The organism is Nisaea sp., from assembly GCF_965216895.1.
In the GTDB taxonomy this organism is placed as follows: domain Bacteria; phylum Pseudomonadota; class Alphaproteobacteria; order Thalassobaculales; family Thalassobaculaceae; genus Nisaea.
Genome location: NZ_OZ244205.1, coordinates 3,548,336 through 3,562,077 on the forward strand (window position 1 = coordinate 3,548,336; position 13,742 = coordinate 3,562,077).

Genomic DNA, 13,742 nt, shown 5'->3' on the forward strand with positions numbered 1-13,742 from the left:
AGTCTTGGCGGAAGTTAGTGCGGGGCCGTGCCTATGAGTATTTGGCGTCAGTTGCTTGTGGTGGTCTTTGCAGCCCTCCTTCTGGTCGGTGGATGGACTTACTTGGGTCCGTATCTCGGCTTGAAGAACGAGGCGGGCGAGGCGCCGGGCAGGAAGCGGGAACGGTCCGCCGCCGTCGTGGTGGCGGACGTGGCCTTCGTGAAGGAACGGCTGCGGACCGAGGCGGTGGGCACGGCCCGGGCCTACCAGTCGGCGCGGCTGCACACGGCGGCCAGCGGACGCGTCACCGCGACCTCCCTCAAGACCGACTCAGAGGTCTCCAAGGGGCAGGTTCTGCTTGAGCTGGAGCGCAAGAGCGAAACGCTTGCGGTGGAACTGGCGCGGGTCCGGCTCGAGGCGGCACAGCGGGTCGCCGAGCGTTTGAGCAAGCTGCGCGGCAGCGGCGCCTCGACCCAGGCGGCGCTGGACGATGCGGTTACCGCGCTCGATGCGGCCAGGATCGACCTCGAGCAGGCGCAGATCGCACTCGAGGACCGGGTTCTGCTTGCGCCTTTCTCGGGACGGATCGGAATGACCGATATCGAGATCGGCGACCGGGTCGATACCAACACGCAAATCGCCGTGCTCGACGACCGCTCGTCCCTGCTGGTTCGTTTCGAGGTGCCCGAGGGCCTGCTCGGCAGGCTGAAGGTCGGGGACCCGGTCAAGCTCGCGCTCTGGACCGGGGATACGTCGCCGGTCGAGGGCGGCGCGATCTACGATATCGGCAGTCGGATCGACGAGGAGACCCGGACCTTTGTGGTCCGTGCCCGCATTCCCAATCCGGACGACAGCCTTCGCCCGGGCATGAGCTTCCGCGTGACGCTGGACGTCGAGGGACAGACCCGTGCCAGCATCCCCGAGGTGGCGATCCAGTGGGGCGGCGACGGGTCCTTCGTCTGGGCCGTGTCCGACGGTACAGCCCGGCGCATGCCGGTCTCGATCGTGCAGCGGCAGGGCGCGACGGTACTGGTGGATGCGGCGTTCTCCGAGGGTGACAAGGTGGTCACCCAGGGGCTGCACCGCATGCGTCAGGGCACCAGGGTCGAGATCCTTCCCGACAACGGTCCGGAGCCGGCTCCGGTCAAGGCGCAGAGGGACGCGACCACGTCATGATTCCCGGCGCCGGCGGGTCCGAGAACGACCTCCCGTCTCTCAGCGTCCGGCGCCCGTGGCTGGCGCTGGTGCTCAACCTGCTGATCGCGCTCGCCGGCATCGCCGCCATCCTGGCGGTCGAGGTGCGCGAACTGCCGAACGTGGACCGGCCGATCGTCTCGGTGCGTGGTATCCTCGACGGCGCCTCGCCGGAAACCATGGACAGCGAGGTGACCAGCCTCGTCGAAGGCGCGGTGGCGCGGGTCAACGGGGTCCAGCGCATCCGCTCCTCCAGCGAGGAAAACAATTTCCGGCTGCATGCCGAGTTCAGCCCCTCCGCCGATCTCGATGTCGCCGCGTCGGATGTCCGCGAGGCGGTCAGCCGGGTGCAGCGGGAACTGCCGGAGAACGTCGAGCAGCTGACGGTGATCAAGGCGGATGCCGACGCGAGCCCGGTCATGCAGCTTGCGGTATCCGGTCATGGGCTCACCGAGGACGACCTGACGCGGATCGTCGAGAACGACGTCATCCCGGAACTGATTTCGATCGACGGTGTGGCCGACGTGAATCTCTACGGGGAACGGTCGCGTCTGCTGCGCGTGGTGCTCGATCCGATGCGGCTCAGCGCCTTCGCGCTCTCCGTCGCCGATGTCATCGCGGTGCTGGAAAATGCGCCGTTCGACATTCCGGCCGGCAGCTTCGCGTCGCTCGACCAGGAGCTGCTGGTGCGCGCCAACGCGACGGTGGAATCCGCGAAGGAGGTCGAGGACATCATCATCCGCGGCGCCGTCCGGGTCGGCGACGTGGCGCAGGTTTTCTTCGGACCGGAAGATCCCGAGAGCCTCGTCCGGGTCAATGGCGAGGAGACGATCGGTCTCGGCATCGTGCGGCAGGCGCAGTCAAACACGATCGAGATCTCGAAGGCCGTCCACAAGGCGGTCGCTGCCCTGAACAAGCGGATCGACACGATCGAGGTGATGGTCACCTCGGACGACGCATTGTTCATCGAAGGGTCGGTCTCGGAGGTCCTGTTCACCCTGCTGCTGGCAGTGCTCATCGTCATCGTCACGCTCTGGGTCTTCCTCGGCTCCCCGGCGGCGACGCTGGTGCCCTGCGTCGCCATCCCGGTGGCGCTGATCGGCTCGGTCGCGGCGATCTGGGCCTTCGGATTCTCGATCAACATCCTGACCCTTCTTGCCCTCGTGCTGGCGACCGGCCTGATCGTCGACGACAGCATCGTTGTGCTGGAGAATATCCAGCGCCGGCGCGCCCAGGGGCTTGGCGGCCGGGCCGCGGCGGTGCTCGGCACCCGCCAGGTGTTCTTCGCCGTCATCGCGACCACGGCGACCCTGATTTCCGTCTTCGTGCCGATATCCTTCCTGCCGAGCACGGCCGGGCGGCTGTTCCGGGAATTCGGCTTCGTACTCGCCATCGCTGTTCTGATCTCTTCCTTCGTCGCGCTCACCCTGGTGCCGGCTCTGGCGGCCCGACTTGCGGCGCGCGGCGAGGACCGGATCGGCTTGCGCACCTTCATGGGGCGAATCGGTGACGGTCTGGCGCGGCTCTACGGCGCCACGCTCGGCGCGGCCCTCGCGGCCCCGGTCATCGTGATAGCGACGTCTCTCGCTCTCGGCGCCGGGGCATGGGTCACCTTCAAGGCGCTCGACCAGGAGCTGCTCCCCTCCGAGGATCGCGGCCGGATCTACATCATGGGTACCGGCCCGGACGGGGTCGGGCTCGAATACAGTAACAAGCAGGCCGATCTCATGGAGGCGGTCCTGCGGCCCTATGTCGAGAGCGGCGAGATCACCTCGATCTACACCGTCGTCGGGCGCTGGGACCTGAACCGGGTCTATATTTCCGCCCCGCTCGCACCCTGGGAGGCGCGGACGCGCTCGCAGCAGGAGATCATGTCGGAGATCCGGCGCGAGCTGAACCAGATCCCCGGCATGCGGATGCGGGCCTACAGCCCGAACAGCCTCAACCTGCGTTCCGCCGGCGGCGGTCTCGAGGTCGCGCTGGTGGGCAACGACTATCTGCGCCTCTACGAAGTGGCGCAGCAGATGGCACGGGCGATCGAGGACCGGCTGCCGAACCTGTCCGACGTGCGGATCTCCTACCAGCCGACGCAGCCACAGCTCTCGGTCAATATCGACCGGCGGCGGGCCTCCGATCTCGGGGTCGATCTTGCCGATCTCGCGGATGTGCTGCAGGTCAATATCGACGGGCTGAAGATCGCGGATCTCAATGTCCGCGACGAGAGCATCCCGATCCGGCTCGAGGCGATCGGCGGCGCGATCAACGACCCGTCAGACCTCACCAATCTTTACGTGCGCACCGACCGGGGCCGGCTGATTCCGATTTCGAGCCTCGTTACCCTGAAGGAGGAGGGCGTGGCGGCCGAGCTCGACCGCCATGTCCAGCGCCGCGCGGTCGAGATCGATGCGGACCTGAAGCCGGGAATGCCGCTCGGAGATGCCGTCCGCGCGGTCGAGGCGCTTGCCGACGAGATCCTTCCGGGCGACGTCAGCCTGATCCTGCTCGGCGAGGCGGAGGCGCTGCAGGAGACCTCTTACGAGGTTGCAATCACCTACGGGATCGCGATCATCGTCGTCTTCCTCGTCCTGATCGCGCAGTTCGAGAGCGTCACCAGCGCGGCCATCGTTGTAGTGACCGTGCCGTTCGGCATCGCCGCCGCGATTTACGCGCTGCTGCTGACCGGTACATCCGTGAACATCTACAGCCAGATCGGCCTCGTGATGATGATCGGACTGATGGCGAAGAACGGCATCCTGATGGTCGAATTCGCGGACCAGCTCCGGGACCGCGGCTTTTCCGTCCGCCAGGCGGCGGAGCGCGCCGCGCTGGTCCGCCTGCGTCCGATCGCCATGACCATGGTCTCGACCGTGCTCGGCGGCCTGCCGCTGATCCTCAGCAGCGGTCCCGGTGCGGAGGCGCGGAGCGCGATCGGCTGGGTCGTATTCGGCGGACTCGGGCTGGCGGCGGTCTTTACGCTCTTTCTGACGCCGGTCCTCTACGTCGTTCTGGCGCGGCTTTCCTCCGCCCGTGCGGATGCGGCCGGCAAGCTGGAGAAGGAAATGTCCGAGGCGGAACATATTCCGGACATTGCCGAAGCCGAGGAGCAGCCGGCCAAGTAGGGCCGGTCAGCCACCCGAAAGCAGTCGCATCGCGCGCTGTTTGGCCGGTTCCCAGGCGTCCGGGTTCACGATGTCTTCCGGACGTTCTCCGGCCAGGGCCTGCAGCATCTTGGTCGCCACGGCCATCGCGCTGCCGGACATGAAGCTCTGCGTCAGCCCGCCGACATGCGGCGAGAGCAGCAGATTGTCCAGCGACAGCAGCGGATTGTCCGGGCCGACCGGCTCGACCTCGTAGACATCCAGTGCGGCGGCACGGATCCAGCCCTCGGTCAGTGCTTTCAGGAGTGCTTCCTGTGAGACGATCTTGCCGCGTGCGGTGTTCACCAGGCAGGCATGCGGCTGCATCTGGCGCAGCGTGGTCTCGTCGAACATGTGCCGGGTCTCGTCATTGAGCTCGGCATGGACCGAGACGTAGTCGGCACGCGACAGCACCTCTTCCAGTGTGGAGCACAGCGTGGCGCCGACGCCGGCGGCGTGTTCTTCACTCACATAGGGGTCGTAGGCCAGCACCGTCATATTGAAGGCGGCGCTGCACTTGCGGGCCATCTCCGTGCCGATTTGTCCGAGCCCGACGATCCCCAATACGCCGTCCTGCAGATCGCGGATCGTGTTGTGTTTCTGCAGTCGCTCCTGCCAGCCGCGTCCGGCGCGCATCATCGCGTCGTGCTCCCGTCCGTGCCGGGAGAGGCCGAGCAGCATGAAGAGCGCGTGCTCCGAGACCGGTACCTTGCCGAATCCGGGATTGTTGCAGACGATCACGCCGCGCCGCGTCGCCGCCTCGACATCGACCGCGTCGGTGCCGCGCCCGGAGGTGTGGATGATGACCAGGTCCTCGGCGGCCTCAATGACCTCGGCGTCGGCGAGATTCGGATAGCGCGGGCTGATCGCTTGCGCGGTCCGCGCGGCCTCGAGCAGATCTTCGCGGTCCGGCGCCGGCAGCACGGTGAGGTCGGCGCGCGCGTCGAGATGCGCCTCCCCGTCCGGATGATACAGGTGGCCAATAAGCAGGACTTTGGGACGCATGGGGCGGGTCTCCGGGAATTGTGGCCGGAATGGCCGGATGCCATGATCGGCAGAAATGATGGGCGCGGCAAGCCGCAAGGGTTACAGGACGTTGATGATCAGCCAGTAGAGCGCTCCGGAAATGACCGCGGAGGCCGGAAAGGTCACGGTCCAGGCAATGACGATGCGCAGGGCGTCGCCGCGGCGGATCAGCCGCCGCGGCCGCTTCGGTTTGGCGTTTGCCTTGAGCGCACGGTTCTTCTTCGCGCGGAGTTCGCGATATATCCCGATGCCGAGGATAGCCCCGATCGCGGTCTGCGTGGTGCTGACCGGTAACCCGATCCAGGAGGCAGCCGTGACCGTCGCGGCTGCCGCCATGGCGGCGGCATAGGCGCGCAGCGGATTGATCTTGGTGATGCGGGTCGCGACGACGCGGACCATGCCGCCGCCGAAGAGGAGAAGCCCGCTGGAAATGCCGATCGCGCCGAGCAGGAAGACCCAGAACGGAATGCCGGGCGCGAGGTCGAGATCCGAGGTCGCCTGGACATGCAGGATCGCCGTTACCGGTCCCGCGATGTTGGCGATGTCGTTGGCGCCGTGGGCAAAGGCGATGAACCCGCCGGCGGCGATCAGCGGCAGCCGGAAGAGTTTGCGAACGGTTTGGGGGCGGTTCGCCAGTCCCATCGAGGTACGGCGGATATAAGGGCCGGCGAGCGCCATGCTGGCGATGAAGGCGGCGAGCACGGTGGTCAGCATGACCGGCGCCGTCGGCTGCCACACATTCGCCAGACCCTTCTTGATCAGGAAGAAGGTGAACAGCGCGGACATCGCCGCCACCAGCAGCGGGATCCAAGTCCGGGAGGCCCGCAACTTGTCCCGCACCTCGAGCAGTTCTCGCTTGATGAAACCGAGAATGGCAATGGCGGCAAGCGCGCTCGCAACCGGCGAAACGAACCAGCCGATGGTGATGGCGGCGACCTCTCCCCAAACGATCGCCTGAATGCCGAGCGCGAAGATCCCGACGCCGACAATTCCGCCGATGATCGCGTGTGTGGTGGAAACCGGCGTGCGCAGGGCATTCGCAAGATTGATCCAGATTGCTCCGCCAGCGAGGGCTGCCGCCATCCCATGGACGAATCCGACCGGGTCCCGCACAAGATCCGGATCAACGATTCTGAACGCAATCCGCCCGACAATCTGGTCCCCGGCGAACAGCGCCCCGGCGCATTCCGCCACGGCGGCGAACAGCAAGGCAACGCCGAGCGGCAGGACTCGTGCACCGACCAGAGTCGCAACCGAATTCGCGACGTCGTTGGCGCCGATATTGGCCGCCATGTACCCGCCGAGCAGCGCGACCATGGCGGTGAGGACGGCGTCCCCGGGACTCGCGTTCAAATAGCCGAGCAGTCCTGCGCAGCAGGCAAGCGCGAAGGTCACCAGAACAAGCTGGAGCGGCGAAAGGACCGACGACCGGCGGTGGCCGCCAAGAAAGAACAATCGTCCGAACTGTGTTCCGGGGGCTGTGCTATCGCCTTGCATGCTTATGATCCGTGACGCGTGCCAAGTGGAAAACGCAAAGCGGCTGTGGCCGGTTCAGATGATAGCGGAATCCGGTACGGCACGAACAGATTCAATCATCTGGACAAATTTCAGCATTGGTCGAGCAGGGCCTCGACCTTTTCCCGCCGCGGCATCGGCTCGACCGCACCGTATCCCTCGGTCGCGAGCGCCGCCGCCGCATTGGCGTAGACCGCCGCGCCGACCGGATCGCCGGTGCGCAGATACTCCGCGAGGAAACTGCCGTCGAACGTGTCGCCCGCGCCGGTCGCGTCCCGCGCGGCGACCGGACGGCCGGGGAGCCGCTGCCGCGTGTCCGCCGTTGCGACGAGGCAACCTTCCGCGCCGAGCGTCAGCGCGACGATCCCGGCTCCGAGTTGGAGGTAGAAGTCGGCGATCGCGTCGGGATCGCTCTTGCCGGTCAGTACTTCCGCATCGTCGAGGCCCGGCAGGGCGATGTCGGCCTCTGCCATGGCGGCGTGGATGGTCGCGCGGGCCCGGTCCAGCGGCCACAGTTTCAGCCGCAGATTCGGATCGAAGGACACTTTCACGCCGGTCTCCTTCGCCAGCGCGATGGCGGCGAAGACGGTGTCGGCGGCGTTTGCGGAGATCGCCTGGCTGATCCCGGACATGTGCAGGATCTTCGCCGCCCTGATCATCTCGCGCGGCAGGAAATCCGGCGTCATCCGGCTGGCGGCCGAGCCGGCGCGGAAATAGCTGAACTGGTGTCCGCCGGAGCCGTGGGTGACGAAATAGATCCCGGTATGGCCATCCTCTGCCTGTTCGACGCCGCGCATGTCGACATTCTCGGTTTCCCAGAGCTGCCGGAAGCTCTCGCCGAAGGGATCGCGGCCGATGCGGGTGAGGTAGCCGACCGCGGCACCCTGACGGGCCGCGGCGATCGCCGCGTTCGAGGTGTCGCCGCCGTGACCGGCGAGATAGCGCCCGTCCGGCTGCTGGTTGAATTCCAGCATGGGTTCGCCGAGACAGAGCAGTTCCGGAAACCCGCTCATGAGGCGACCGACGCAAAGGCGCGGGCGACGGCCTCGCGGATCGGGGCGGGGTCGTTCGCCTTGAGGGCCGCGACCGAGACCAGTTCGCCGCCCATACCGAGGCAGAGCGCGCCGGCATCGAGATAGGATTTCGCGCTTTCGGGCGAGACGCCGCCGGTCGGCATCAGCGGGATCTCCGGATAGACCGACCTGACCGCTTTCAGGAAGCCGGGGCCGCCGCATTCGCGGGCCGGGAAGATCTTCACCACGGTCGCGCCATCGGCCCAGCGGGCCTCGACCTCGCTCGGCGTGGCGGCGCCGGGGAGATAGGGCAGGTCAAGCGCTCTGGCGGCGTCGGCGACTCCGGCGGCGGCACCCGGCGAAACCAGGAAAGCGGCACCGGCATCTGCCGCCGCTTTCGCCTGCTCCGCGGTGCGCACGGTGCCGGCACCGATCAGTGCATCCGGCGTGGTGCGGGCGAAGGTCTCGATGACGCGGTGCGCGTCCGGTGTGGTGAAGGTCAGCTCCAGCGTCTGCATACCCGCATCCAGCAGCCATTCGCAGGCCCGGATCGCGAGGTCCGCGGTCGGCGTCCGGATCACCGGCACCACTTTCAAAGCTGCAAGCCGCGCCCGGAGCGCCTCGCCTCGATTTTCCGACATTCCTGAAGTCCCCCAACCTGAAGCCCGCAAACATTCCAACATTCCGCGCGCGGGGACAAGTAGGGCGGTTGGCGCTAAGCTTCGGGAAAACGGTATCAGGGAGGATGCCATGCTGACTGCGAAGCAGGTCGCGCGCTATCACGAGGATGGCTACGTCATCCCGGATTTCCGGCTTGCGCCGGACAGGCTGGAGAGGATCAAGCGGCTGCATAGCGCGTTGCTGGAGCGTCATCCGGAATTCAGGGATTACTGCAATGCCCTGCTGGATCACGAGCCGGCCTTCCGGGAGTTCGCCGAGGACCCGGAGATCCTCGACATGATCTCGCAGCTGATCGGCCCCGATCTTGCGCTCTGGAACATGAGCTTCTTCGCCAAGCCCGCGCGCGGCGGCAAGCGCACGCCCTGGCACCAGGACGGGGAATACTGGCCCATCCGGCCACTCGCGACCTGCACCGTCTGGCTCGCGGTGGATGCGGCGACGCCGGAGAACGGATGCCTCAGATTCATTCGCGGCTCGCACAAGGACCAGCGTCTGAAGGCGCATAACCGGACCGATGCGACGGACGTGACGCTGAACCAGGAACTCGATCCTTCCGTCTACAACGAGGAGGAAGCGGTCGATCTGGTGCTCGAACCCGGGCAGATCTCGCTGCATGACGTCTATCTGCTGCACGGCTCCGAGGCGAACCATTCGGACAAGCCGCGGCGCGGCATGACCATGCGCTTCATGCCGACGACGAGTCTGTTCGACCGGGATCTCGCGAAAGAGAAGGCCGAGGCGCAGAAGATCCGCGACCAGTCGAAACAGAAAGTCTTCCTGATGCGCGGCGTGGATCGGACGGGCCGGAATATTTTCGAGAATGCCTGAGCGTCAGGTGCGCCGTTTCAGCAGCAGGCGGCGCACCATTTCCGGCGCCTCGCCGAGATAGTTCTCCGGACGGGTGAGGGCCTCGACCGTGCCGCGGTCGAGGGTATCCGAGATCGCCTTCTCCTCCATCAGCGCGTCGAGGAAGCTCGCCTCGCCGGCGAGCGCCCTGCGGCAGCAATCATAGACCACGTCATGGGCGACCTGGCGGCCGATATGCGGGGCGAGGCCCATCATCACCGCCTCTGCGACGATCAGGCCCCTGGTAGTGTCGAGTACCTTGCGCATTGCATCGGGGCGGACCTCGAGGCCTTCGAGCACTTCCGCCGCCGCGGCAAGGCCGCCGGAGGCGACGATGAAGGCGGTCGGCAGGGCGTGCCACTCGACATGCCACTGGCCGGTCGCGCGTTCGTGGTCCTGCACCATGGCGTCGAGCATTGCGCTGTGTTGCTCGCGCACGATCTTGGAGGAGGCCAGCATCATTTCCGAGGAGATCGGGTTGCGTTTCTGCGGCATGGTCGAGGAGGCGCCGCGCCCGGAAACGAACGGCTCCAGCACCTCGCCCGTCTCGGTCTGCATCATCAGCATGATGTCGTAGCCGATCTTGCCGATTGTCCCGGTGACCAGCGCGAGGAAGCCCGTGACCTCGGCCAGGCCATCGCGGATCGTGTGCCAGGTAATGTCTGGCACGCCGAGACCGAGTTCCTCCGCCAGCGCCGCCTGGGTCGCCAGACCGTTGCCGGAGAGCGAGGCAAGGGTGCCGGCCGCGCCGGAGAACTGCACGACCTCGACCCGCGGGCGGAGCTCCTTCAGCCGCTGCAGGTGCCGGTCGATGGCGGAAAGCCATGTCGCGGCCTTGAAGCCGAAGCTCACCGGCAGGGCATGCTGCAGGTGGGTGCGCCCGGCCATCGGGGTTTCCGCATGCGCCTCGGCGAGTTTCGCCAGCGCGGCGGCGATCCGCTCCAGATATTCTTCGACGATGTCGAGCCCGGCGCGGATCTGAAGCACGTCGGCAGTGTCCATGATGTCCTGCGTCGTCGCGCCCCAGTGGCAGTATTGCCCGAGCCCGTCCGGCGCCCAGTCGGAAAGCTGCTCGACCAGCGGCAGGATCGGATAGCCGACGATCTGCGTGCGGGCGGAGAGCCGTTCCATGTCGAGCTTGTGGGTATCGGCCGCCTCTGTGATCGCTTCCGCCGCTTCTTGCGGGATCAGACCGAGTTTCGCCTGGGCCCGCGCCAGCGCGGTCTCGACGTCGAGATAGAGTCCGAGAATGGTGCTGTCGGCGAAGAGGCCGCGCATGTCGGCGGTACCGAACATGTCTCCGTAGATTGCGGATTTCACGACGATCGAGGACATGGGAATGACTCCGTTTTCTGGGACGGTGACGTGGCTGGATCAGATCAGATACCGAAGGCGAAGACCACAGCGACGCCGCCGGCGAAGGCGGCGAGGGCGCGCAGCCCGGCCTTGAGGTTGACCAGCCCCCAGCTCATCAGCGCGAGACCGGCCGCGAGCTTGAGAAAAGCGCCGAGCGCAAAGAGCGGCGTGTCGGTCAGCGCGATCAGCGCCGGATTGGCGACGATGCCGAGCGGAACGACATAGAGCCCGATGCCGAGCCGCATCGCATGGCCGGCGACCTTCAGCCAGGGTGCGTCGGCCATGCCCGCCGCGATGAAGACGGTGCCGCAGACCGGCGGGGTGATCGTGGAGAGCAGGGCGTACCAGAAGACGAAGAGATGCGCCGTCAACGGCGGCAGGCCGAGTTCCTGAAGGGCCGGGCCCGCGACCGAAATGCAGATCACGTAGGCCGCCGTGGTCGGCACCTCCATGCCGAGGATCAGGCAGGCAAGCGCGGTCAACAGCAGCGCCGCCCAGAGCTGGCCGCCGGAGAAGGAGAGGATCGCCGAGGTCACCTTCACGCCGAGCCCGGTCATGTTCAGAACGCCGATGATGATGCCGGCGCAGAGGATGATCGAGGCGATCATGGCGATCTGCCGGGCGGCCTCGATGCTGGCGGTGCAGACCCGCTCCCACGTCACGCGGAGCCCGGCGAAGCCGCTTGTGTCAAGCGGCAGCATCGCGGTGGCGGCGAAGATCGCTATGCCGGCGGCATATTGCGGCGTGTAGCCGGTACCGAAGAGCACGATCAGCAGGGCGCCGAAGGGAATCGCGAAGAACGGCACGGTAGTCAGGACGGCGCGCCGGTCCGGGATCTCGGACTCGTCCATCGACTTCAGGCCGTCGCGTGCCGCGAACCAGTCGATGCCGAACCAGACGGCAAGGAAGAAGAGCAGTGCCGGCAGGATCGCGGCGGCGACGATGACGTCGTAGGTGGTCGAGAGGAGTTCGACCATGACGAAGGCGCCGGCGCCCATCAGCGGCGGCATGATCTGGCCACCGGAAGAGGCGACGGCCTCAACCGCGGCGGCGAGCGGTGCCGGATAGCCGAGCCGGCGCATGGTCGGGATCGTGAAGGCGCCGGTCGAGGCGACGTTTGCCGAGGCCGAACCGCTGATCGAGCCGAACAAGGCGGAGGCGAGGACGGAGACCTTGGCCGCGCCGCCTTTCAGCCGCCCGGCGAGCCGGGTCGCGACATTCATGAAGCCGGTGCCGCCATGTCCCGCACCGACAACCGCGCCGAGCACGATGAAGACGGCGACGATATTGACCGATACACCGGTGAGCGGTCCCCAGAGCCCGCCTTCGGCAATGGTCAGGGTGCCGAGCAGACTGTCGAAGGGAAGGCCCGGATGACCGAACTCGCCCGGCAGATGCTGGCCGAAGAGACCGTAGAGCAGCGCGATGACGGCGAGAGACGGAAGTGCCAGCTTGACCGCACGGCGGGCCATCTCCAGCACCATCAGGATGATCAGGATGCCGCCGATGCGCTGTGGCCAGCCTTCGGTGTAGCCGTACTGGTCGCCGAGAGTCTCCGCATTGAGCGCGATATAGAGACAGATCGCGATGCCGGCTCCGGCGCAGAGCCAGCCGGTGGCGCGCGAGAATTGCGTTCCGCCCGCGCCGATCACGAAAACCCAGGGCAGTGCGAGCGCGAGATGCAGCGGCCGGACGACGAGGTTCGGAAGCAAGCCTGTGAAGATCAGGGTGACGTGGAAGCCAACCGAGAGGAAGGCAAGCAGGGTGACGAGGCCGGTTACGATGCGCGCTTGCGCGATCCGCTCGTCTCTGGGCGTGGGCATGTGCGGGAACTCGGTCGGGAAATCAGGACGAAGGGCGCCGGAGCGCCCTTCGTTTCAGGTTGGCTGCTACTTGAGCGCGTCGGGAACCGCGATGCCGGCTTCGGCGTAGTAACGTGCCGCGCCCGGGTGTAGCTTGCCGATCACGTTGGCCAGCATCTCCGGCTTCACGCCGTTCCACCATTTCGCGCTCTTGCCCATGTCGGCCTTGGCTTCCCAATAGGCTTTGGTGAGCGCATAGGCGTCGTCGTCGCTCATGTTGGTGGTACTGTAGGCGACCACCGGCAGCGAAGTGGTGGTGACGTCGTAATCGACCCCCGGATAGGTCCCGGCCGGGATCACCAGCTTGGTGCGCTTGGTTGCCTTGACCTGCTCGTCCGTCATCGAGAGCACGCGCACCTCGGTGCCCGCGGCAGCCTCGATCACGTTCGGGGCCGGAAAGGACCCGGCGGTGGCGAAGCCGTCGACCTGCCGGTTCTTCAGCGCCGGAACGGCGGCGTTCAGTTCCGCATCTACCAGCTTGATCTTGCCGTCGAGTCCGAAAAGCTCGAAATTCTTTGCCGCTTCACGGGCGCCGAAGCTGCCCTTGCCGATGATGAAGCTCTTGCCGTCCAGGTCCGCGAAGGTTGCCACGCCGCTGTCGGCGCGAACGACGAAATGCATGGTCAGCGACGGGATAGGGAAGAGTGCGCGAATGCCGGAATAATCCGCATCGCCCTCGAACATCTTCTTGTTGCCCATGGCCAGCTTGACCAGTGCGGGCGGAGTCGTGAAGACGTAGTTGCCGGGCCGGCGCGCCGCCTCCTTGACGTTCTGGACCGAGCCCTGGCTTTCCTCGACGGTCAGCACCATGGCGCCGCCGGTCGCCTTCTTGACAGCCTCGGCGACCTGCACGGCCATCTGGTAGTAGGACGAGGTCGATTTCGCGGACTTGTAGGTCACGCGGGTTTCGGCCGTGGCCTCCGGCGCGAAGAAGGCCGGCGACGCGATCGCCGCCGCGAGCAGGCCGGAGCAGAGCAGCTTTCCGAATTTGGTCATTATTCCTCCCGGGAGATCAGATTTGTCCGGTCGAGTGGTAAGCGTCTTGCGGCCCCCGGGCAATAGGCTTATCGGGATGAGTGCCATGTCGCGCGCACCGGCGCCGGACCGGCAGACTACCCCGATATGACAGCGGT

Annotated in this window: 10 protein-coding genes; 3 read left to right on the top strand and 7 right to left on the bottom strand. The window is 66.5% G+C overall.

Translation table 11 applies throughout. The features are described from left to right. The first annotated feature begins 33 nt into the window (after nt 1–33). Both ACOOE1_RS17025 and ACOOE1_RS17030 read left to right on the top strand, forming a co-directional pair. The gene (locus ACOOE1_RS17025) at nt 34–1,155 is read left to right on the top strand and encodes an efflux RND transporter periplasmic adaptor subunit (RefSeq protein ID WP_420403395.1); all 1,122 of its coding nucleotides are present in this window, start codon (nt 34–36) and stop codon (nt 1,153–1,155) included. After that, a complete protein-coding gene (locus tag ACOOE1_RS17030) occupies nt 1,152–4,292 on the top strand; it encodes an efflux RND transporter permease subunit (RefSeq protein ID WP_420403396.1) in 3,141 nt (1,046 codons plus the stop codon). The genes ACOOE1_RS17025 and ACOOE1_RS17030 overlap by 4 nt, the downstream gene beginning before the upstream one ends. A gap of 6 nt (nt 4,293–4,298) precedes the next feature. Here the strand turns inward: ACOOE1_RS17030 and ACOOE1_RS17035 are convergent, their stop codons facing one another. From ACOOE1_RS17035 to ACOOE1_RS17050, 4 genes are all read right to left on the bottom strand, one after another. Beyond that, nucleotides 4,299–5,315 (bottom strand): NAD(P)-dependent oxidoreductase, encoded by a 1,017-nt coding sequence (locus tag ACOOE1_RS17035; protein WP_420403397.1) that lies wholly within the window; start codon nt 5,313–5,315, stop codon nt 4,299–4,301. Nucleotides 5,316–5,396: 81 nt separating this feature from the next. Continuing rightward, the gene (locus ACOOE1_RS17040; RefSeq protein ID WP_420403398.1) at nt 5,397–6,833 is read right to left on the bottom strand and encodes an inorganic phosphate transporter; all 1,437 of its coding nucleotides are present in this window, start codon (nt 6,831–6,833) and stop codon (nt 5,397–5,399) included. Nucleotides 6,834–6,943: 110 nt separating this feature from the next. Then, nucleotides 6,944–7,864 (bottom strand): sugar kinase, encoded by a 921-nt coding sequence (locus tag ACOOE1_RS17045; RefSeq protein ID WP_420403399.1) that lies wholly within the window; start codon nt 7,862–7,864, stop codon nt 6,944–6,946. Then, entirely contained in the window at nt 7,861–8,505 is a 645-nt protein-coding gene (locus tag ACOOE1_RS17050; protein WP_420403400.1) for a bifunctional 4-hydroxy-2-oxoglutarate aldolase/2-dehydro-3-deoxy-phosphogluconate aldolase, read from the bottom strand. The genes ACOOE1_RS17045 and ACOOE1_RS17050 overlap by 4 nt, the downstream gene beginning before the upstream one ends. A 109-nt stretch (nt 8,506–8,614) precedes the next feature. On the opposite strand from ACOOE1_RS17050, the gene ACOOE1_RS17055 reads away from it, so the two are divergent. After that, nucleotides 8,615–9,373 carry a phytanoyl-CoA dioxygenase family protein gene (locus ACOOE1_RS17055; RefSeq protein WP_420403401.1) on the top strand — a complete coding sequence of 253 codons (759 nt, stop codon included), beginning with the start codon at nt 8,615–8,617 and terminating at the stop codon, nt 9,371–9,373. 3 nt (nt 9,374–9,376) lie between these two features. Here the strand turns inward: ACOOE1_RS17055 and pcaB are convergent, their stop codons facing one another. The 3 genes from pcaB to ACOOE1_RS17070 all read right to left on the bottom strand — a co-directional run bounded on the left by pcaB (nt 9,377) and on the right by ACOOE1_RS17070 (nt 13,605). Beyond that, complete coding sequence (pcaB, locus tag ACOOE1_RS17060; protein WP_420403402.1) at nt 9,377–10,726, bottom strand: 3-carboxy-cis,cis-muconate cycloisomerase; 1,350 nt, start codon at nt 10,724–10,726, stop codon at nt 9,377–9,379. 44 nt (nt 10,727–10,770) lie between these two features. Then, nucleotides 10,771–12,570: a TRAP transporter permease gene (locus ACOOE1_RS17065; RefSeq protein WP_420403403.1), complete on the bottom strand. Its 1,800-nt coding sequence runs from the start codon at nt 12,568–12,570 to the stop codon at nt 10,771–10,773. Between the two features lie 66 nt (nt 12,571–12,636). Beyond that, the gene (locus ACOOE1_RS17070; protein WP_420403404.1) at nt 12,637–13,605 is read right to left on the bottom strand and encodes a TAXI family TRAP transporter solute-binding subunit; all 969 of its coding nucleotides are present in this window, start codon (nt 13,603–13,605) and stop codon (nt 12,637–12,639) included. Between the last annotated feature and the right edge of the window lie 137 nt (nt 13,606–13,742).